Here is a 17940-nt window from a genome sequence, read left to right on the forward strand (position 1 = left end):
AAGTAAATAATTAAACAAGTTAAACCAGTCAGCACGAGCAAACAGCCATGTCATCTACGCAAACAGCTATTCCTTCGGGACCGTCGAATCGCCGCGCCAGCCGCAGCGTGCTGGTCGCGCACGGCCAGCGCAAGATCTGGGTCGGCGGCGACGCGCCCGTGGTGGTGCAGTCGATGACCAACACCGACACCGCCAACGCGATCGAGACGGCGATCCAGATCCGCGACCTGGCGCGCGCCGGCTCGGAGCTGGTGCGCCTGACGGTGGACCGTCCGGAGGCCGCCGAGGCGGTGCCGTACATCCGCGAACAGCTGGACAAGATGGACGTCGACGTGCCGCTGGTGGGCGATTTCCACTACAACGGCCATACGCTGCTGAACGATTATCCCGAGTGCGCCAAGGCGCTGTCGAAGTACCGCATCAACCCGGGCAACGTGGGCAAGGGCGCCAAGCGCGATACGCAGTTCGCGCAGATGATCGAAGTGGCCGCGCGCTACGACAAGCCGGTGCGCATCGGCGTCAACTGGGGCAGCCTGGATCAGGCGCTGCTGGCGCGCATCATGGACGAAAACGCCGGCCGCGCCGAGCCGTGGAGCGCGCAGGCGGTGATGTACGAGGCGCTGATCACCTCCGCCATCGAGAACGCCGTGCGCGCCGAGGAACTGGGCCTGGGCCGCGACAAGATCATCCTGTCGTGTAAAGTCTCGGGCGTGCAGGATTTGATCGCCGTCTACCGCGAGCTGGCCAAGCGCTGCGACTATCCGCTGCACCTGGGCCTGACCGAGGCCGGCATGGGCAGCAAGGGCATCGTCGCCTCGACGGCGGCGCTGTCGGTGCTGCTGCAAGAGGGCATCGGCGACACCATCCGCATCTCGCTGACGCCGGAGCCGGGCGGCGACCGCACCAAGGAAGTGGTGGTCGGCCAGGAGATTTTGCAGACGATGGGCCTGCGCAAATTCACGCCGATGGTGATCGCGTGCCCGGGTTGCGGCCGCACCACCTCGACCACGTTCCAGGAATTGGCCGACAACATCCAGACCTATCTGCGCGACTCGATGCCGGAGTGGAAAAAGACTTATCCGGGCGTGGAGGCGATGAACGTGGCCGTCATGGGCTGCATCGTCAACGGCCCTGGCGAATCGAAACACGCCAACATCGGCATCAGTTTGCCGGGCACCGGCGAATCGCCGGCCGCGCCGGTGTTTGTCGACGGCGCCAAGTTCGCGACCCTGCGCGGTGAGCGCATCGTCGAGGAATTCCAGGAAATCGTACTGAATTACGTGAAGAATAACTACGGCAAGCAGCCGGCCGCAGTGTAAATCAAAGCATAAGAAGAGTTGAAATGTCCGAAAACAAAAAAGCCGAAAAAATCACCGCTGTAAAAGGCATGAACGATATCCTGCCGACCGATTCGCATCTGTGGCAGCTGTTTGAAAACACCGCGCAATCGGTCGTGCAAAGCTACGGCTTCCAGCAGATCCGCACGCCGATCGTCGAAGACACCGCGCTGTTCAAGCGCGCCATCGGCGCCGTGACCGATATCGTCGAAAAAGAAATGTACTCGTTCACCGATTCGATGAACGGCGACGAGCTGACCCTGCGTCCCGAAGGCACGGCTGGCGCGGTGCGCGCGGTGATCGAACATAACCTGGTCTACGAAGGCCCCAAGCGCCTGTGGTACACCGGCCCGATGTTCCGCCACGAGCGTCCGCAGCGCGGCCGCTATCGCCAGTTCTACCAGTTCGGCTGCGAGGCCGTCGGCTTCAACGGCCCGGACGTGGACGCGGAACTGATCATGATGTGCCGCCGCCTGTGGGATGACCTGGGCCTGGAAAACATCCGCCTCGAACTGAACTCGATCGGCGACGCCGAAGAGCGCGCGCGCCACCGCGTCGACCTGATCGCGTACCTGGAAAAGCACGAGGACATCCTCGACGCCGAAGCCAAGCGCCGCCTGCACAGCAACCCGCTGCGCATCCTGGACACCAAGAATCCGGCGATGCAGGAGATGGTCAACGGCGCGCCCAAGCTGATGGAATACCTGGGCGAGGAATCGCTGGCCCACTTCAACGGCGTGCGCAAGATCCTCGACCATAACAACATCCCGTACGTGATCAACAACCGCCTGGTGCGCGGCCTCGATTACTACAACCGCACCGTGTTCGAATGGGTCACCGACGCACTGGGCTCGCAGGGCACCGTGTGCGCCGGCGGCCGTTACGATCCGCTGATCGCGTCGTTCGGCGGCAAGCCGACACCCGCCGTCGGTTTCGCCATGGGCATCGAGCGCCTGCTGGAACTGATGAAGGAAGCCGGCGAGCCGGAACAGCCTAACCAGTGCGACGTCTATTTGGTGCACCAGGGCGAGGCCGCGCAGCTGCAAGCCTTCGTGCTGGGCGAGCGTATCCGCGACGCCGGCCTGGATGTGGTCATGCACGCCTCGACCGCCAACGGTCCCGGCAGTTTCAAGACGCAGATGAAGAAGGCCGACGGCAGCGGCGCCTCGTTCGCCGTCATCATCGGCGAGGACGAAGTGGCCAACCACACCGCCACCGTCAAGGCGATGCGCGCGGAGGAGGGCGACATGCAGCAATCGACGGTGCCGTTCGACGACGTCGTCGACTTCCTGGTCGACCAGATCACCGGCAGCGGCGATCACCATCATCACGTGCACGACGAGCATTGCAATCACTAAGTGCTTGCACCTTTAAACCGACTTTATTCAACCCTCTAGCAGACGAACTGACATGGCATACGATCTCGAAGAACAAGAACAACTCGCTACCCTTAAAGCCTGGTGGGAAAAATACGGCAACCTGACGTCGTGGGTGCTGATCGCCTGCCTGGCCGCCTATTCCGGCTGGGCGGGTTGGAACTACTACCAGCGCAACCAATCGACGCAGGCCTCGGCGCTGTACGAGGAACTGCAAACGGCCGTGCAAGCCAAGGACAACGCCAAGGTGTTGCGCGCCGCTGGCGACATGGAATCGAAATTCGGGAGCACCACGTACGCGCCGATGGCCGCGCTGGTGGCCGCCAAGAGCAGCTTCGACGCCAACGACGTCAAGTCGGCCAAGGCACAGCTGCAGTGGGCGATCGACCATGGCGGCGCCGAGTTCAAGGCCATCGCCAAGGTGCGCCTGGCCGGCATCCTGCTGGACGAAAAAGCCTATGACGAGGCGCTGAAGGCGCTGTCGGGCGACGTGCCCGCGCAATTCGCCGGCGCCGTCGCCGACCGCAAGGGCGACATCCTGGCCGCGCAGAACAAGATCGCAGAAGCCCGTGCCGCCTACCAGGCAGCGCTGGACGCGACCGACAAGAAGAACCCGGGCCGCCAGCTGATCCAGCTGAAGTTCGAAGCCATCGGCGGCACCGTGCCGGCCGAAGCCAAAGACGCCAAAAGCCCCGCCTAAATAACGTCATGCCGCAAGGGCGCCACGGCGCCCGCTCAGCTCTCCAGATCAAGGTTAAAAAATGCGTATTACCGAAAAAGTTATTGCTGCAAGTGTGTTCGCGATGTTGGCCGGTTGTTCCTTGTTTGGCTCGAAAGATACCAAGAACCAGCCGGCGCCGCTGGTGGAGCTCAAGGGCGGCATGGTGCCCAAGACCGTTTGGAAGTACTCGATGAACAAGGCCGGCACCGCCGTCTTCACGCCGGCAGTCGTCGGCGAGAGCGTCTACGTGGCAGACGGAGATGGCGTGCTGGCGCGCCTGAACGCGGCCACCGGCAAGGAAGCCTGGCGCATCAAGACCGGCGTCGACCTGACCGCCGGCGTGGGCAGCGACGGTGAAACCATCGTCGTCGGCGGCAAAAAAGGCGTGATCCTGGCCTATGACGCCAACGGCAAGGAACTGTGGAAGGGCCAGGCCACCAGCGAAGTGCTGTCCTCCCCGGTGGTGGGCGGCGGCGTGGTGGTGGTGCGCAGCGTCGATAACCTGATTACCGCGTACGACGCCAAGACCGGCGTCAAAAAATGGAGCGTGGCGCGCACCACGCCGGCCCTGACCCTGCGCAACGCGCCGGGGATGGTGATCAGCGGTCCTAACGTGTATGTCGCCCAGCCGGGCGGCAAGCTGCTGGTGCTGGCCCTGGCCGGCGGCCTGCAGCGCTTCGAACTGGTGGTGGGCGAGCCGCGCGGCGCGACCGAACTGGAACGCGTGACCGACATCGCCGGCACCCCGGTGATCTTCGAAAAAGATGTATGCGCCGTGTCGTACCAGGGCCGCGTGGCCTGCTTCGACGCCACCAACGGCGCGCCGCACTGGAGCAAGCCGACTTCGTCCGACGTGGGCGTGGCGGTGGACCAGCGTTTTGTATTCGTCTCCGACGACAAAGGCGAAGTTGCAGCCTATAGCCGCGAAAGCGGCGGCAACGCCTGGAAGAACGACAAGCTGTCGTATCGCCGCCTGTCGACCCCCGTGTCGTTCGGCCGCGCTGTGGCCGTCGGCGACTACCAGGGTTACGTCCACTTCCTGTCGCGGGAAGATGGTTCGTACATAGGTCGTGCCGCGACCGACGGAAGCCCGATCCAATCGGACCCCGTCATCGCCGGCTCGAATTTGATTTTTCAAACCCAATCAGGGACAGTGACCGCTCTCGCGGTCGAGTAATACAATGAAGCCGGTAATCGCACTAGTGGGTCGACCCAATGTAGGGAAATCGACCTTGTTTAATCGTCTGACCCGCTCGCGCGATGCGCTGGTGGCGGACTTGCCTGGGTTGACGCGAGATCGTCACTATGGCGAGGGCCGCGTCGGCGAACGTCCCTTCCTCGTCATCGACACGGGCGGCTTCGAGCCGGTCGCCAAGGAAGGCATCATGCATCAGATGGCCAAGCAGACCAAGCAGGCCGTGGCCGAAGCCGACATCGTCGTCTTCCTGGTCGACGGCCGCCAGGGTCTGACGCCGCATGACAAAACCATCACCGACTTCCTGCGTAAAAGCGGCCGTCCGGTCATGCTCGTCGTGAACAAGTCCGAGGGCATGCGCTACACCGCCGTCGTCGCCGACTTCTACGAGCTGGGACTGGGCGAGCCGTACTCGATCTCGTCGGCCCACGGCGACGGCGTCGCCGATCTGGTGGAGGAGGCGCTGAACCTGGCCTTCGCCCAGCGTCCGGAAGACCCGGAGGAGCTCGACAAGGCCGACCACGGCATCAAGATCGCGCTGGTGGGCCGCCCGAACGTGGGCAAGTCGACCCTGATCAACACCCTGGTCGGCGAAGAGCGCGTCATCGCTTTCGACATGCCAGGCACCACCCGCGACTCGATCGAGATTCCGTTCGAGCGCGAAGGCAAGCAGTACACCTTGATCGACACGGCCGGTATCCGCCGCCGCGGCAAGGTGTTCGAGGCGATCGAGAAGTTCTCGGTCGTTAAAACGCTGCAGTCGATCTCCGAGGCCAACGTGGTCGTGCTGATGCTCGACGCCCAGCAGGACATCTCCGAGCAGGACGCCCACATCGCCGGCTTCGTGCTGGAGACGGGCCGCGCGCTGGTGATCGCCGTCAACAAGTGGGACGGCCTGCGCACCGACGAGCGCGACGAGATCAAGATCGACATCGACCGCAAGCTCGACTTCCTGTCGTTCGCAAAGATGCACTTCATCTCGGCCTTGAAATCGCAGGGCATCGGTCCATTGATGAAGTCGGTCGACGCGGCCTACGCCGCCGCCACCGCCAACCTGTCGACGCCGAAGCTGACCCGCGCCCTGATCGAGGCGGTTGAAAAGCAGGAGCCGCGCCGCAAGGGTTCGATCCGTCCGAAGCTGCGCTACGCGCACCAGGGCGGCATGAATCCACCGGTGATCGTTATTCACGGCAACGCCTTGGACGCCGTCGGCGAGCCTTACAAGCGTTATCTGGAAAAACATTTCCGCGACACGTTCCAGCTGGTCGGCACGCCGTTGCGCATCGAACTGCGCACCGGTAAAAACCCGTTCTCCAAGACGCCGGCGAAGTAAAAAAACAAACCCTCACCGCCAGGCGGGGTCGTACCCCGTACGGGGTACGACCCCAGGTTGGCAGTGCGGGTTGAATAAGAAAAAAATAAGAGAATTTTGGCTTTTTTGTACGGGACTCCCCTGCAAAAATTGTCAAAACAGGTTACAGTGGCTCAGAAGCACCATTCCCGGCGTGGCGAGCGGTGTTTCAGCGGAAATCATTTGACTTTCGCTGGGCCACGTACTTGAAATTAAGCGTTTCGCCTCCAATTCCAACACAACAACATAAAATGGAGCTGTTATGAGCAACAAAGGGCAACTGTTACAAGACCCATTCCTCAATGCCTTGCGCAAAGAGCATGTTCCTGTCTCGATCTATCTGGTCAACGGCATCAAGCTGCAGGGCCATATTGAATCGTTCGATCAGTACGTCGTACTGCTGCGCAATACCGTTACCCAGATGGTCTATAAACACGCCATCTCCACGGTAGTGCCGGCACGCGCCGTCAATCTCAACATTGAATCCGAAGCGGAATAAGCGCTTGCATCTCGGCTTCTTTCCAACTTGCCTGACCGTCTTATGCGCGCAGCTCTAGTCGGTATCGATTTCGGTCAGGGCGACTTTGCCGCCAGCGTCGAGGAACTGCAACTGCTGGCCCGTTCAGCAGGCGCGGAGCCTGTCACGACGATCACGGCAAAGCGTTCTTCTCCTGACGCGGCGTATTTCGTCGGCAGCGGCAAGGCCGACGAGATCGGTCTTGCCGTGCTCGATCACGCCATCGAAATCGTCATCTTCAACCACGCGCTGTCGCCGGCCCAGCAACGCAACCTGGAAAAGCGCCTGCAGATCCGGGTGCTCGACCGTACCAGCCTGATTCTCGACATTTTCGCCCAGCGCGCCGCCTCCCACGAGGGCAAGCTGCAGGTGGAACTGGCGCAGCTGCAGCATCTGGCCACGCGCCTGATACGCGGCTGGACCCACCTTGAACGGCAAAAGGGCGGTATCGGCTTGCGCGGTCCCGGTGAGACACAGCTTGAAACCGACCGCCGGTTGATCGGCGAGCGGGTCAAGGCCTTGCGCGCGCGCCTCGGCAAGCTGCGCAAGCAGCACGAGACGCAGCGCCGCTCGCGTGGGCGCAGCCAGACGTTTTCGGTGTCGCTGGTCGGCTATACCAATGCCGGCAAGTCGACGTTGTTCAACGCGGTGACCAAGGCCGGCGTCTACGTCGCCGACCAGTTGTTCGCCACGTTGGACACGACCTCGCGCCGCGTCTACATGGGGCAGGAAGTGGGCAACGTGGTGTTCTCGGACACGGTCGGTTTCGTGCGCGAGCTGCCGCACCAGCTGGTGGCGGCGTTCCGCGCCACCCTGGAAGAGACCATCCACGCCGATTTGCTGCTGCACGTCGTCGACGCCTCGTCGCCGGTGCGCATGGAGCAGATCGAGCAGGTCAACCTGGTGCTCAAGGAGATCGGCGCCGATCATATTCCGCAGATTCTGGTGTGGAACAAGATCGATGCGGCCGGCCTGGAGCCGTCTGTGGAAAGGGATGAATATGCTAAAATTTCCCGCGTTTTCCTCAGCGCGCGCACCGGCCAGGGCGTCGATCTGCTGCGCGAGGCGGTGGTCGAATGGGCCAAGGCGGCGCCCGGCGCCAGATTGAACCAGGCCTACCCGACGGGCGAAACAGAAGAATTCGAAGAAGCGGATCAAGCGGACGACGAGGAGGCAGCCGATGGCGACGCCGACCCGGTCTCCGACTCGGAAGCAGATAGTAGTCCCACCCCTAATCACGTTGGATCACACTGATGCGTGTCTCCTCAATTATGAAACGTCTTGGCCTCAAGCCGTCGCTGAACGATCCCCGCTGGGGCTCGGACAAGAAGGACGGCGAGCCGCAAGCGAACGAAGGCAAAAAGCCTGGCGAAGGACCTCCGGACATGGAGCAGTTGTGGCGCGATTTCAATCAGCGCCTCAATAGCTTCTTCGGCCAGAAAAAAGGTCCCGATGGTCCTAACAACGGCGGCCCCGCCGGTCCAAGCGGACCGCGTCCCGATTCGGCCGGCATGCGTGCCACCGCCGGCGCGGTCGGCGTGGTGGCCTTGCTGATCTGGCTCGCCAGCGGTTCCTTCATCGTGCAGGAGGGCCAGACCGGTATCGTCTACACCTTCGGTAAAGTGAGCCACACCACCGGTTCCGGTTTCAACTGGCGCTGGCCATACCCGTTCCAGCGCGACGAGACGGTCAAGGTCTCGCAGATGCGCATGATCGAAGTGGGTTATCGCGGCAACGTGAAGAACAAGCAGACCGGCGAATCGCTGATGCTGACCGACGACGAGAACATCATCGACATGCAGTTCGCGGTGCAGTTCAAGCTGAAGGATCCGGTCGCGTGGCTGATGAACAACCGCGACGAGGAGGAGACGGTGCGCCAGGTGGCCGAGACCTCGATCCGCGAAATCGTCGGCAAGAACAAGATGGACTACGTGCTGTACGAAGGCCGCGACAAGGTCGCCTTCGAGACGCAGCAGCTGATGCAGCTGATCCTCGACCGCTACGCCTCCGGCGTGCTGATTTCGAACGTCACTCTGCAGGCGGTGCAGCCGCCGGAGCAGGTGCAGGGCGCCTTCGACGACGCCGTCAAGGCCGGCCAGGATCTGGAACGCCAGAAGAACGAAGGCCAGGCCTACGCCAACGACGTCATTCCGAAAGCGCGCGGCTACGCTTCGCGTCTGTTGCAGGAGGCCGAAGCCTATCGTTCGATGGTCACCGAGAACGCCACCGGTAACGCGGCGCGCTTCAAGCAGGTGCTGACCGAGTACCAGAAGGCGCCGGGCGTGACCCGCGACCGTATGTATCTGGAAACCATGCAGCAAATTTATTCGAGCGCCAGCAAGGTGATGGTCGACGCCAAGAGCGGCAGCAATCTGCTGTATCTGCCGCTCGACAAGTTGATCGCCCAGGCGGCGGCCACCGACGCCACGGCGGCTGCGGCCAAGGCTGCGACGCCACCGGCGACGGCGACGTTGCCGTCGGAAGTCATGCCATCGGTTGAAGTAACCCGCCAGCGCGATTCGCGCTCGCGAGATTCCGGACGTGACCGGGAGGGTCGTTAATGAATCGCATAGCTAGTTCCCTCATTGCTGTTTTCGTCGTATTGCTGTTGCTGTCGTCGATGGTGTTCGTCGTCGACCAGCGCCGCTACGCGATCGTTTTCGCGCTGGGCCAGATCAAGGAAGTGATCCGCGAGCCGGGGCTGCACTTCAAACTGCCGCCGCCGTTCCAGAACGTGCTGTATCTGGACAACCGCATCCTGACCATCGAATCGGCCGACGCCGAGCGCTTCATCACCGCCGAGAAGATGAACATTTTGGTCGACAGCTTCGTCAAGTGGCGCATCGGCCGCAACGAAGGCCAGGCCAAGCTGTATTACGTCACCTTCGGCGGCGACGAGACCCGCGCGCGCGACCGCATGTCGGTCATCGTCAAGGCCGCGCTGAACGAGGAAATCACCAAGCACACCGTGAGCGAAGTCATTTCGGGCAAGCGCGGGCAGGTGATGGAGGCGATCCGCACCAAGGTGGTCCAGGAAGCCGCGCAGATCGGCGTCGAGATCATCGACGTGCGCCTGAAGCGCGTCGAATACGTCGAGCAGATCAACAACTCGGTGTACGAGCGTATGAAGGCCGAGCGCCTGCGCGTGGCCAACGAGCTGCGTTCGACCGGCGCCGCCGAGTCGGAGAAGATCCGCGCAGACGCCGACCGTCAGCGCGCAGTGATCCTGGCCGAGGCTTATCGCGAAGCGGAAACGATGCGCGGTGAAGGCGACGCCAAGGCGTCGGCCATCTACGCCGAGGCGTTCGGCCGCAATCCGGAGTTCTACAAGTTCTATCGCAGCCTGGAAGCCTACCGCGCCACGTTCAAAAACCATGGCGACGTGATGGTGATGGATTCGAGCTCGGACTACTTCAAGTACTTCAAGAGCTCGGGCACCGGCGGCGCGCCGTCGGCACCGGCGGCGCCGAAGAAGTAAAACCCGGCAAACCTAAGCGAGACGCCCGCGTCGCCGCTTAAGGGTCGTACCCCAAGGGGTACGACCCTGCATGGCAGTGCGGGTTAAGCCGGCAATCAGCCTCCGCAGCGCCAATTTTTCCCTCCCCCCACGCATTTTCGCGTAAAATATCAGGTTCGGTCCGCCGCTTTTGTGGCAGCGCCACGTTCGCCGCATTATTCGTTTTTTAATTTTTCCGTATCCAGTTTCCCATGCCGAATTGGCTTTTGCCCGAGAATATCGCCGACGTTTTGCCGTCGGAAGCCCGCAAGATTGAAGAACTGCGTCGTCTGATGCTGGATAACTTCCGTCTATACGGTTACGAACTGGTGATGCCGCCGCTGCTCGAATACGTCGAATCGCTGCTCGCCGGCGCCGGCAAGGACACCGATCTGCGCACCTTCAAGCTGGTCGACCAGATCTCCGGCCGCATGCTGGGCATCCGCGCCGACATGACGACGCAGGTGGCGCGCATCGACGCCCACCTGTTGAATCGCGACTCGGTCACGCGTCTGTGCTATGTCGGCAGCGTGCTGCATACCCGTCCTTCGGGCCTGCACACCACCCGCGAGCCGCTGCAGATCGGCGCCGAGATATACGGCCACGCCGGCCTGGAAGCGGACGCCGAGATCCTCGAACTGTCGCTCGCTTCCCTGGCGCTGGCCGGTTTCAACGAGGTGCGGCTGGACCTGGCCCACGCCGGCGTGCTGCGCGTGATCCTCGACGGCGACGCCAACGCGGCCAAGGATGAAGCGGCGCTGTACGCGCTGCTGCGCTCCAAGGACGTGCCGGGCCTGCAGGCGATCACCGCCAGCTACGCGCCGCAGGTGCGCGAGGCCTTGCTGGCGTTGCCGAACCTGTACGGCGACATCGAAGTATTGAAGAAGGCGCGCGAGACGCTGCCCGACCTGCCGGGCATGTCCAAGGCGCTGGCCGAACTGGCCGCGCTGGCCGCGTCCGCGTTGGGCCGCGCCGAAGTGGCGATCGACCTGGCCGACCTGCGCGGCTACCAGTACGAAAGCGGCGCGATGTTCGCGCTGTATGTGCCAGGCTTGCCGAACGCGGTGGCGCGCGGCGGCCGTTACGATCACGTAGGCGAAGCCTTTGGCCGGGCGCGTCCCGCCACCGGCTTCTCGCTCGACCTGCGCGAGCTGGCGCGCCTGTTGCCAACGGCGGAACGCAAGCAGTCGATCCGCGCTCCATGGGGCAACGCGCCTGAATTGAAGGAAAAAATCGCCGAGCTGCGCAAGTCCGGCGAAGTCGTGATCCAAAGTATGCCGGGTCACAGCAGCGAGCTGGACGAGTTCGAGTGCGACCGCGCTCTGGTACTCGACGATAGTGGTAGCAACTGGATTCTTAAAAACTTAGGTTAGTGTGATGTCAAAGAAAAACGCAAAGAACGTCGTCGTCATCGGTACCCAGTGGGGCGATGAGGGCAAGGGCAAGATCGTCGACTGGTTGACCGATCATGCACAAGGTGTGGTCCGCTTCCAGGGCGGCCACAATGCCGGCCATACGCTGGTCATCGGCGGCGTCAAGACCGCGCTGCAGCTGATCCCGTCGGGCATCATGCGTCCGGGCGTGGCCTGCTACATCGGTAACGGTGTGGTGGTGTCGGTGCCGGACGTGCTGCGCGAAATCGACAAGCTGGAAAAAGTCGGCGTCGAAGTCGCGTCGCGTCTGAAAGTGTCGGACGCCGCGCCCGTGATCCTGCCTTACCACGCCGCGCTGGACCTGGCCCGTGAAGCCGCCCGTGGCGAAGCCAAGATCGGCACCACCGGCAAGGGCATCGGCCCGGCCTACGAAGACAAGGTGGCGCGCCGCGCCATCCGCGTCGCCGACCTGCTGAATGAAAAGCGTTTCGCCGAAAAGCTGGCCGAGAACCTCGACTACCACAACTTCGTGCTGGAGCACTACCTCAAGGCCCCGCGCATCGAATACCAGAAAACCCTGGACGACGCGCTGGCCTACGTGCCGCGCCTGCGCCCGATGGTGACCGACGTTTCGAGCGCGCTGTACGCCGCGCACAAGGCCGGCGCCAACCTGCTGTTCGAAGGCGCGCAAGGCTCGCTGCTGGACGTCGACCACGGCACCTATCCGTTCGTCACCTCGTCGAACTGCGTGGCCGGTAACGCCGCCGCCGGCGCCGGCGTCGGTCCGAACATGCTGCACTACATCATGGGCATCACCAAGGCCTACACCACCCGCGTCGGTTCCGGCCCGTTCCCTTCGGAGCTGCCGACCGATGCAGGCGTTGGCCACCACCTGGCGCAAGTGGGCCACGAGTTCGGCACCGTCACGGGCCGCGCACGCCGCTGCGGCTGGTTCGACGCCGCGCTGCTGCGCCGCTCGGTCCAGATCAACGGCGTCACCGGCATGTGCCTGACCAAGCTCGATGTGCTGGACGGCCTGGAAACGCTCAAGCTGTGCACCGGCTACACCATCGACGGCGTGGCCGTCGACATCTTCCCGTCGGGCGCCGAGGAAGCCGCGCGCTGCGTGCCGGTCTACGAAGAGATGCCGGGTTGGACCGAAAGCACCGTCGGCGCGAAATCGCTGGCCGCGCTGCCGGCCACCGCCCGCGCCTACATCAAACGTATCGAAGAGTTGGTCGGCGTGCCGGTCGACATGGTATCGACCGGTCCGGATCGTGAAGAGACGATCGTTCTGCGTCATCCGTTCGAATAATAAGGAATCAATATGAGCGATCCGCAATCGAACGAAAAACACCTGTGGGTGTCCTGGGACGAGTACCACCGCCTGATCGAGCGCCTGGCGCTGAAGGTCCATGAATCGGGCTGGAAGTTCGACATGGTCCTGTGCCTGGCGCGCGGCGGCGTGCGTCCCGGCGACGTCTTCTCGCGCATCTTCGACGTGCCGCTGGCGATCCTGTCGACCAGCAGCTACCGCGAAGAAGCGGGCACCGTGCGCGGTGACCTGGACATCGCCAAGTACATGACGATGACCAAGGGTCCGTTGAGCGGCAAGATCCTGCTGGTCGACGACCTGGCCGATTCCGGCGTCACCCTGATCAAGGTCATGAAGCATTTGAAGGACAACTTCGAAGGCGTCACCGATGTGAAATCGGCCGTGATCTGGACCAAGGGCAGCTCGGCCTTCAAGCCGGACTACCAGATGGAGGAACTGCCGCATAATCCGTGGATCCACCAGCCGTTCGAGGACTACGACGGTCTGCGTCCGCATCAACTGGCGGCATGGATCAAAAAAGGCGAAGCGGCTCAATAAGCTGTTCGACCAAGGGAGCTTCGGCTCCCTTTTTTATTCAATAAAAAAAACATATGACCCAAGACTTCTTCCAGACCTTCATTTTGCTGGTTCTCGTGACCGACCCTTTCGGCAACGTGCCGCTGTTCGCCAGCGTGCTCAATCCGGTGCCGCCGGCGCGCCGTTCGCGCATCGTCGTTCGCGAATGCGCGATCGCCTTTGTGCTGCTGTTGATCTTCATGTTCTTCGGCCGTCACTTCCTGGCGGCGCTGCATCTGTCGGAAGTGGCGCTGCGCATCGGCGGCGCGGTAATTCTGCTGCTGATTTCGATCCGCATGATCTTCCCGCATCCGGACGGCGTGTTGGGCCGCACGGACGGCGGTGAGCCGTTCATCGTGCCGCTGGCGATACCGGCGCTGGCCGGCCCGTCGGCCTTGGCCACGGTGTTGCTGTTCTCGAGTGAGAGCACCGGCGAGGTGATGGTGCACGTCGCCGCGCTGGCGGCGGTGGCGGTGGTGTGGCTGCTGGTGTTCCTCAGCGCCGAGAAGCTGCAGAAGGTGCTTGGCCCGCAGGTGATGACGGCGTTCGAACGCCTGATGGGACTTATCCTGACGGCGATGTCGGTCGAGATGCTCCTGAGCGGTATCCGGGAATTCGTCAAGACCCTGTAAATCCTACATCTGCCGGAAGTGGTGCAGGTAGCTGCGGCTGACCGGCAGCACCTCCCCACGTCCGCGCAGCTTCAGCTCCGCCGTCTCATTGACGCCCCGGACCACTTCGGCGACGTGCGCCAGGTTGACGATTACCGAGCGGTGCGTCTGCACGAAGCGCTCGGGATCGAGTTGTTCGGCCAGTTCGCGGATGCTCTTGCGGATCAGCGCCTCGCCTTCCTCCCACACCACCAGCGTGTACTTGTCCTCAGCCTTTGCATAACAAACCTGTTCGACCGGAATCAGCCTCACGCTCGTCCCCACCGACGCCTTGATCCATTGCAGCCAGCGCCGCGCTTCGACGCGCTGCCCGAGGCGTCCGGCCAACTGGTCCAGCATTGCATCCAGCGCCGCGCCTCCCGGCAGCGGGCCATCGAGCTGCCGGCGCAATCGCTGTACCGTATCGCTCAGTCGCGCCGGATCGATCGGCTTGACCAGATAGTCGACCGCGCCGTGCTCGAAGGCTTGCAAGGCGTACTGCTCATACGCAGTGACAAACACCAGATGCGCGCGCCGGCCCAGTGCGCGCGCCGCCTCGATGCCGCTCATGCCCGGCATGTGGATGTCCAAAAATACCACCTGCGGCTGATGTAGTTCGAACAGTTCCACCGCCTCGGTGCCGTTGCGGGCGTCGTCCAGCACGCGCAACTCGGGCCACAGCGTGGCAAGGTGGCTGCGCAGGCGTTCGCGCAGCAGCGGCTCGTCATCGGCGATCAGGGCGGTCGGTTGATTCATTGTCTTTCTCCAGGCTGAAAGTGCAGCTCGACTCGCATGCCATGCGGCGTTTCCTCATGCAGATCGAGGCGCGCGTTGGCGCCGTAAAAGCCATGCAGGCGGCTGCGCAGGTTGGACAAGCCGGTGCCCGGCTGCGCCGTCTCCGACATGCCGACGCCGCTGTCGGCGACCCATAGCACCACCTGGCCGGCCGCGTTGTCGTAACGCCCGCCGACGTCGATATGGCCGCCGGAAGGAGAGGGATCGATCCCATGGCGGACGGCGTTTTCGACCAGGGTCAATAAGGCCATCGCGGGAAAGCGCATCGACTCCAACGCCGGCAGCGTGGCGACCGAAAACCGCAGCCGGTCGGGCATCCGCATGTGCATCAGCTCCAGATACGCGCGCACCAGTTGCAGCTCGGCGCCCAGGGTGGCGTCGGCGTCGCCCAGTCGCGGCATGGCCGCGCGCAGGTAGGCGATCAGGTGGCGCAGCACCGGCCCGGCGTTGGGCGAACCGGCGGCCACCAGCGCCTCGACGTTGGCCAGGGTGTTGAACAGGAAGTGCGGCTCGATTTGCGCCTGCAGCAGCCGCAGGCGGGCGTCGACCAGTTCACGCTCGAGCGTGTTCTTTTCGAGTTCGACCTGCAGGCGGTCGGCCCGCTCGCGTTCCCTGCGTTCGGCGCGCATCGCCACCAGCGAGAAGGTGACCCCGAAGAGCACCCCCAGTACCACCATCATGATGTAGCCCGACAGCGTTTTGATATCGCTCAGGTAGGAGATGAAGTGACGGCCTTCCTTGCCGATCGCGGTCATCAGCGCCGCCAGCGGCGCGGCCAGCACCACGGCCATCAGCCGCGCTTTGCCAGTCGAGAGCCAGCGTGGGCGCAAGCGGTCCGCCGCCGAGTAGGCGAACAACAGCACCGCGCCGATAAAGCCGATATGGCCGAACACGATGGCGTACGGCGTGCGGCTCAGTTTGTGCAGAAGCAGCGACAGCAGCAAGGTGAACACGGCGACCACGAGCGCCTGCCGCACGGTCGGCAAGAGGGTGGCTGGGCGGGGAAGGGGAGCGTTCTGCTTCATCGCCTAACGATAACCGCTCGCCGGTCGTCGTTCAAGCCCTAAAAACCGCCGCTGGTCGCATCGTTCGTGCCCGCGCGTTGGAGGGCGGTCGAAGGCCGGCTATCTTGATGGCTACATAACAGCCGGGGAGCACATCATGACGTCCGCACTTTCCATCGATTCCGCGCCATCGCGGCGGCGCACGGCCGACGCCTGGGCGGTGCTCGCGCTATCCGCCGCCGCGCGATTCTGGTTCGTCGCCACAGTGGCGGGGCAATTGGTATTCGCTGCGTATATCGCGTCGCTTTACGGCGGCGCCGCCGTCGACGGCAATTTGGACGGTTGGAACAAGGTCATGACGCATGGCTTCGTGCGCGCCGACCTGGCGGGAAATATCGTCACGGCCGTACACCTGCTGCTGGCTGCGGTGATCATGGTTGGCGGAACGCTGCAGCTCATACCGCGGCTGCGTGCGCGCGCTCCGTCCTTCCATCGGTGGAACGGGCGGGTCTACCTTGTCGGCGCCGTCGTGGCGGCGTTGAGCGGCTTGTACATGGTGTGGTTCCGGGGCGCCGTTGGCGACATGGTGCAGCACCTCGCCATCAGTCTGAACGCGGTGCTGGTCGTCGCGTGCGCCGGCATGGCGGCGCGGCGGGCGCTGTCGCGCGACTTCGCCGCGCACCGGCGCTGGGCGCTGCGCCTGTTCCTGTGCGTGAGCGGCGTGTGGTTCTTCCGCGTCGGGCTGATGTTCTGGCTTGCCGTGAACGGCGGCCCGGCCGGCTTCGATATCAACACCTTCACCGGGCCTTTTCTGAGCTTCCTGGCGTTCGCCCAATATTTGCTGCCGTTGGCCGTGCTTGAAATTTATCTGCGATGTGGCGCCGGCGGCGGGGCGGTCGCGCGTGGCGCCACCGCGCTGCTGCTGGTCGCGTTGACGGTGGCGATGGCGGTCGGCATCGCGGTCGCGACCATGGGGATGTGGTGGCCGAGGATGTGACGGGCGTTCACCCATCCTCCAGGGTGCTTGAATTGAAAAGTTGTGGAAAAGTCTTTACAGTGCGCGGCGAACGCGAGTAGACTTTTCAAAACACTAATGTAACCGGTTACATTCGCATCAAAGTAATCGGTTATATTTTTTAACGCAAATGTAACCGGTTACATTTCCTGAAAGCAGCAAGAATGGCGATAACGATCAAGGACGTGGCGCAAGAGGCTGGCGTGTCGGTGGCGTCGGTGTCGCGTGCGCTCAACGGTCACGCCAGCATCACCGACGACACCCGCAAACACATTCTGGCGGTGGTCAAACGGATGCGCTACATGCCGCACGTCGGCGCCCGCAGCCTGACCACCAGCTTCACCAACACCATCGGCGTGCTGCTGCCCGACCTGTACGGCGAGTTTTTCTCCGAGATCATTCGCGGCATCGACGTCGCCGCGCGCGCCCGTGGCCTGCACCTGATGGTATCGAGCCTGCACGGCGACGCCGACGAAGTGGCGTTGTCGATCCGCGCCATGCGCGGCCGCGTCGACGGCTTGCTGGTGATGTCACCCCATGTGGACGCGGCGCTGCTGTCCGATAACCTGCCCGAAGACCTGCCGATCGTTTTGATGAGCACCGCCGCCGGCGGCACGCAGTACGCGTCCATCTCGTTCGATAACTACAGCGGCGCCTACGCGATGGTGGCGCATCTGGTGGGGCAGGGCTACAGGCGGATCGCCTTCCTCGCCGGCCCGGCAGGTAACTTCGAGGCGCAGGAGCGGCTGCGCGGCTATCACGCGGCGTTGGCCGCGCTGGCGCCGCAGGCGGTCCCGCAAGTGTTTGAAGGCGACTTTTCGGAGGAGTCGGGGCAGCGCGTCGGCCAGGCGCTGGCGCTTGCGGCCGACCGCCCGGACGCGCTGTTCGCGGCCAATGACATGATGGCCATCGGCGCGTTGCTGGAGCTGCGCCAGCACGGCCTGGAGCTGCCGCGCGATATCGCGCTGGCCGGCTTCGATGATATTCGTATTGCGCGGTACGTCAGTCCGGCATTGACGACCGTTCGAGTCCCGATCGTCGATCTGGGTGTGCGGGCGTTGGAGCGCCTCCATGCCCAAATCGGGCAGCCCGGGAACACGCCCGTGACCGCGCACACGCTGGCCGCCGAGCTGGTGGTGCGCGCTTCGACGGGAGGTAGTCAGCACAGTTAGCAGTAGTTTCATGCCTTGGTAGTACACACAAAAAAAGTACACAAAAA

At 63.3% G+C, this 17940-nt stretch carries 17 protein-coding genes; 15 read left to right on the forward strand and 2 right to left on the reverse strand.

All coding sequences use genetic code 11. The features are described from left to right. Positions 1-47 precede the first annotated feature (47 nt). The 13 genes from ispG (at position 48) to NHH88_10705 (ending at position 13889) form a co-directional block, all read left to right on the forward strand. Positions 48-1319, forward strand: a complete 1272-nt coding sequence (gene ispG, locus NHH88_10645) for a flavodoxin-dependent (E)-4-hydroxy-3-methylbut-2-enyl-diphosphate synthase (protein USX16208.1) — start codon at positions 48-50, stop codon at positions 1317-1319. A gap of 23 nt (positions 1320-1342) precedes the next feature. After that, entirely contained in the window at positions 1343-2695 is a 1353-nt protein-coding gene (gene hisS / locus NHH88_10650; protein ID USX16209.1) for a histidine--tRNA ligase, read from the forward strand. A gap of 52 nt (positions 2696-2747) precedes the next feature. After that, positions 2748-3413, forward strand: a complete 666-nt coding sequence (locus NHH88_10655) for a tetratricopeptide repeat protein (GenBank protein ID USX16210.1) — start codon at positions 2748-2750, stop codon at positions 3411-3413. Positions 3414-3474: 61 nt separating this feature from the next. After that, the gene (gene bamB, locus NHH88_10660; protein ID USX16211.1) at positions 3475-4611 is read left to right on the forward strand and encodes an outer membrane protein assembly factor BamB; all 1137 of its coding nucleotides are present in this window, start codon (positions 3475-3477) and stop codon (positions 4609-4611) included. 4 nt (positions 4612-4615) lie between these two features. Beyond that, complete coding sequence (gene der / locus NHH88_10665) at positions 4616-5962, forward strand: ribosome biogenesis GTPase Der (protein USX16212.1); 1347 nt, start codon at positions 4616-4618, stop codon at positions 5960-5962. A 280-nt stretch (positions 5963-6242) separates the two neighbouring features. Next, positions 6243-6479, forward strand: a complete 237-nt coding sequence (gene hfq / locus NHH88_10670; GenBank protein USX16213.1) for an RNA chaperone Hfq — start codon at positions 6243-6245, stop codon at positions 6477-6479. Between the two features lie 42 nt (positions 6480-6521). After that, positions 6522-7751, forward strand: coding sequence for a GTPase HflX (gene hflX, locus NHH88_10675; protein ID USX16214.1), 1230 nt, complete (start codon positions 6522-6524; stop codon positions 7749-7751). 17 nt (positions 7752-7768) lie between these two features. After that, a complete protein-coding gene (gene hflK, locus NHH88_10680) occupies positions 7769-9058 on the forward strand; it encodes an FtsH protease activity modulator HflK (protein USX16215.1) in 1290 nt (429 codons plus the stop codon). After that, positions 9058-9975: a protease modulator HflC gene (gene hflC / locus NHH88_10685; GenBank protein USX16216.1), complete on the forward strand. Its 918-nt coding sequence runs from the start codon at positions 9058-9060 to the stop codon at positions 9973-9975. The genes hflK and hflC overlap by 1 nt, the downstream gene beginning before the upstream one ends. Positions 9976-10205: 230 nt before the next feature. Further along, positions 10206-11366, forward strand: a complete 1161-nt coding sequence (locus NHH88_10690; protein USX16217.1) for an ATP phosphoribosyltransferase regulatory subunit — start codon at positions 10206-10208, stop codon at positions 11364-11366. Positions 11367-11370: 4 nt separating this feature from the next. Continuing rightward, positions 11371-12681: an adenylosuccinate synthase gene (locus NHH88_10695; protein USX16218.1), complete on the forward strand. Its 1311-nt coding sequence runs from the start codon at positions 11371-11373 to the stop codon at positions 12679-12681. A gap of 12 nt (positions 12682-12693) precedes the next feature. Next, a complete protein-coding gene (locus NHH88_10700; protein USX16219.1) occupies positions 12694-13239 on the forward strand; it encodes a phosphoribosyltransferase in 546 nt (181 codons plus the stop codon). Positions 13240-13292: 53 nt separating this feature from the next. Next, on the forward strand, positions 13293-13889 hold the full coding sequence (locus tag NHH88_10705) for a MarC family protein (protein USX16220.1): 597 nt from the start codon (positions 13293-13295) through the stop codon (positions 13887-13889). Positions 13890-13892: 3 nt separating this feature from the next. On the opposite strand, the gene NHH88_10710 is transcribed toward NHH88_10705, so the two are convergent. Next, positions 13893-14663, reverse strand: a complete 771-nt coding sequence (locus NHH88_10710) for a LytTR family DNA-binding domain-containing protein (GenBank protein USX16221.1) — start codon at positions 14661-14663, stop codon at positions 13893-13895. Continuing rightward, positions 14660-15727 (reverse strand): histidine kinase, encoded by a 1068-nt coding sequence (locus tag NHH88_10715; protein USX16222.1) that lies wholly within the window; start codon positions 15725-15727, stop codon positions 14660-14662. Before NHH88_10715 ends, NHH88_10710 begins: the two co-directional genes overlap by 4 nt. A 136-nt stretch (positions 15728-15863) precedes the next feature. On the opposite strand from NHH88_10715, the gene NHH88_10720 reads away from it, so the two are divergent. Both NHH88_10720 and NHH88_10725 read left to right on the forward strand, forming a co-directional pair. Next, a complete protein-coding gene (locus tag NHH88_10720) occupies positions 15864-16703 on the forward strand; it encodes a DUF2306 domain-containing protein (GenBank protein USX16223.1) in 840 nt (279 codons plus the stop codon). A gap of 182 nt (positions 16704-16885) precedes the next feature. Next, positions 16886-17893, forward strand: a complete 1008-nt coding sequence (locus tag NHH88_10725) for a LacI family transcriptional regulator (GenBank protein ID USX16224.1) — start codon at positions 16886-16888, stop codon at positions 17891-17893. The last annotated feature ends 47 nt before the right edge of the window (positions 17894-17940 follow it).

The sequence above is a fragment of the Oxalobacteraceae bacterium OTU3CAMAD1 genome (assembly GCA_024123915.1).
GTDB lineage: Bacteria > Pseudomonadota > Gammaproteobacteria > Burkholderiales > Burkholderiaceae_D > Rugamonas.

What these genes read in the sequence shown, in the direction of transcription:
- bamB (USX16211.1), top strand. Translation starts at nt 3,475, where the DNA reads ATGCGTATTACCGAAAAAGTTATTGCTGCAAGTGTGTTCGCGATGTTG.
- hflC (USX16216.1), top strand. Translation starts at nt 9,058, where the DNA reads ATGAATCGCATAGCTAGTTCCCTCATTGCTGTTTTCGTCGTATTGCTG.
- NHH88_10695 (USX16218.1), top strand. Translation starts at nt 11,371, where the DNA reads ATGTCAAAGAAAAACGCAAAGAACGTCGTCGTCATCGGTACCCAGTGG.
- der (USX16212.1), top strand. Translation starts at nt 4,616, where the DNA reads ATGAAGCCGGTAATCGCACTAGTGGGTCGACCCAATGTAGGGAAATCG.
- hisS (USX16209.1), top strand. Translation starts at nt 1,343, where the DNA reads ATGTCCGAAAACAAAAAAGCCGAAAAAATCACCGCTGTAAAAGGCATG.
- NHH88_10690 (USX16217.1), top strand. Translation starts at nt 10,206, where the DNA reads ATGCCGAATTGGCTTTTGCCCGAGAATATCGCCGACGTTTTGCCGTCG.
- hfq (USX16213.1), top strand. Translation starts at nt 6,243, where the DNA reads ATGAGCAACAAAGGGCAACTGTTACAAGACCCATTCCTCAATGCCTTG.
- NHH88_10720 (USX16223.1), top strand. Translation starts at nt 15,864, where the DNA reads ATGACGTCCGCACTTTCCATCGATTCCGCGCCATCGCGGCGGCGCACG.
- ispG (USX16208.1), top strand. Translation starts at nt 48, where the DNA reads ATGTCATCTACGCAAACAGCTATTCCTTCGGGACCGTCGAATCGCCGC.
- hflK (USX16215.1), top strand. Translation starts at nt 7,769, where the DNA reads ATGAAACGTCTTGGCCTCAAGCCGTCGCTGAACGATCCCCGCTGGGGC.
- NHH88_10710 (USX16221.1), bottom strand. Translation starts at nt 14,663, where the DNA reads ATGAATCAACCGACCGCCCTGATCGCCGATGACGAGCCGCTGCTGCGC.
- NHH88_10655 (USX16210.1), top strand. Translation starts at nt 2,748, where the DNA reads ATGGCATACGATCTCGAAGAACAAGAACAACTCGCTACCCTTAAAGCC.
- NHH88_10725 (USX16224.1), top strand. Translation starts at nt 16,886, where the DNA reads ATGGCGATAACGATCAAGGACGTGGCGCAAGAGGCTGGCGTGTCGGTG.
- hflX (USX16214.1), top strand. Translation starts at nt 6,522, where the DNA reads ATGCGCGCAGCTCTAGTCGGTATCGATTTCGGTCAGGGCGACTTTGCC.
- NHH88_10705 (USX16220.1), top strand. Translation starts at nt 13,293, where the DNA reads ATGACCCAAGACTTCTTCCAGACCTTCATTTTGCTGGTTCTCGTGACC.
- NHH88_10715 (USX16222.1), bottom strand. Translation starts at nt 15,727, where the DNA reads ATGAAGCAGAACGCTCCCCTTCCCCGCCCAGCCACCCTCTTGCCGACC.
- NHH88_10700 (USX16219.1), top strand. Translation starts at nt 12,694, where the DNA reads ATGAGCGATCCGCAATCGAACGAAAAACACCTGTGGGTGTCCTGGGAC.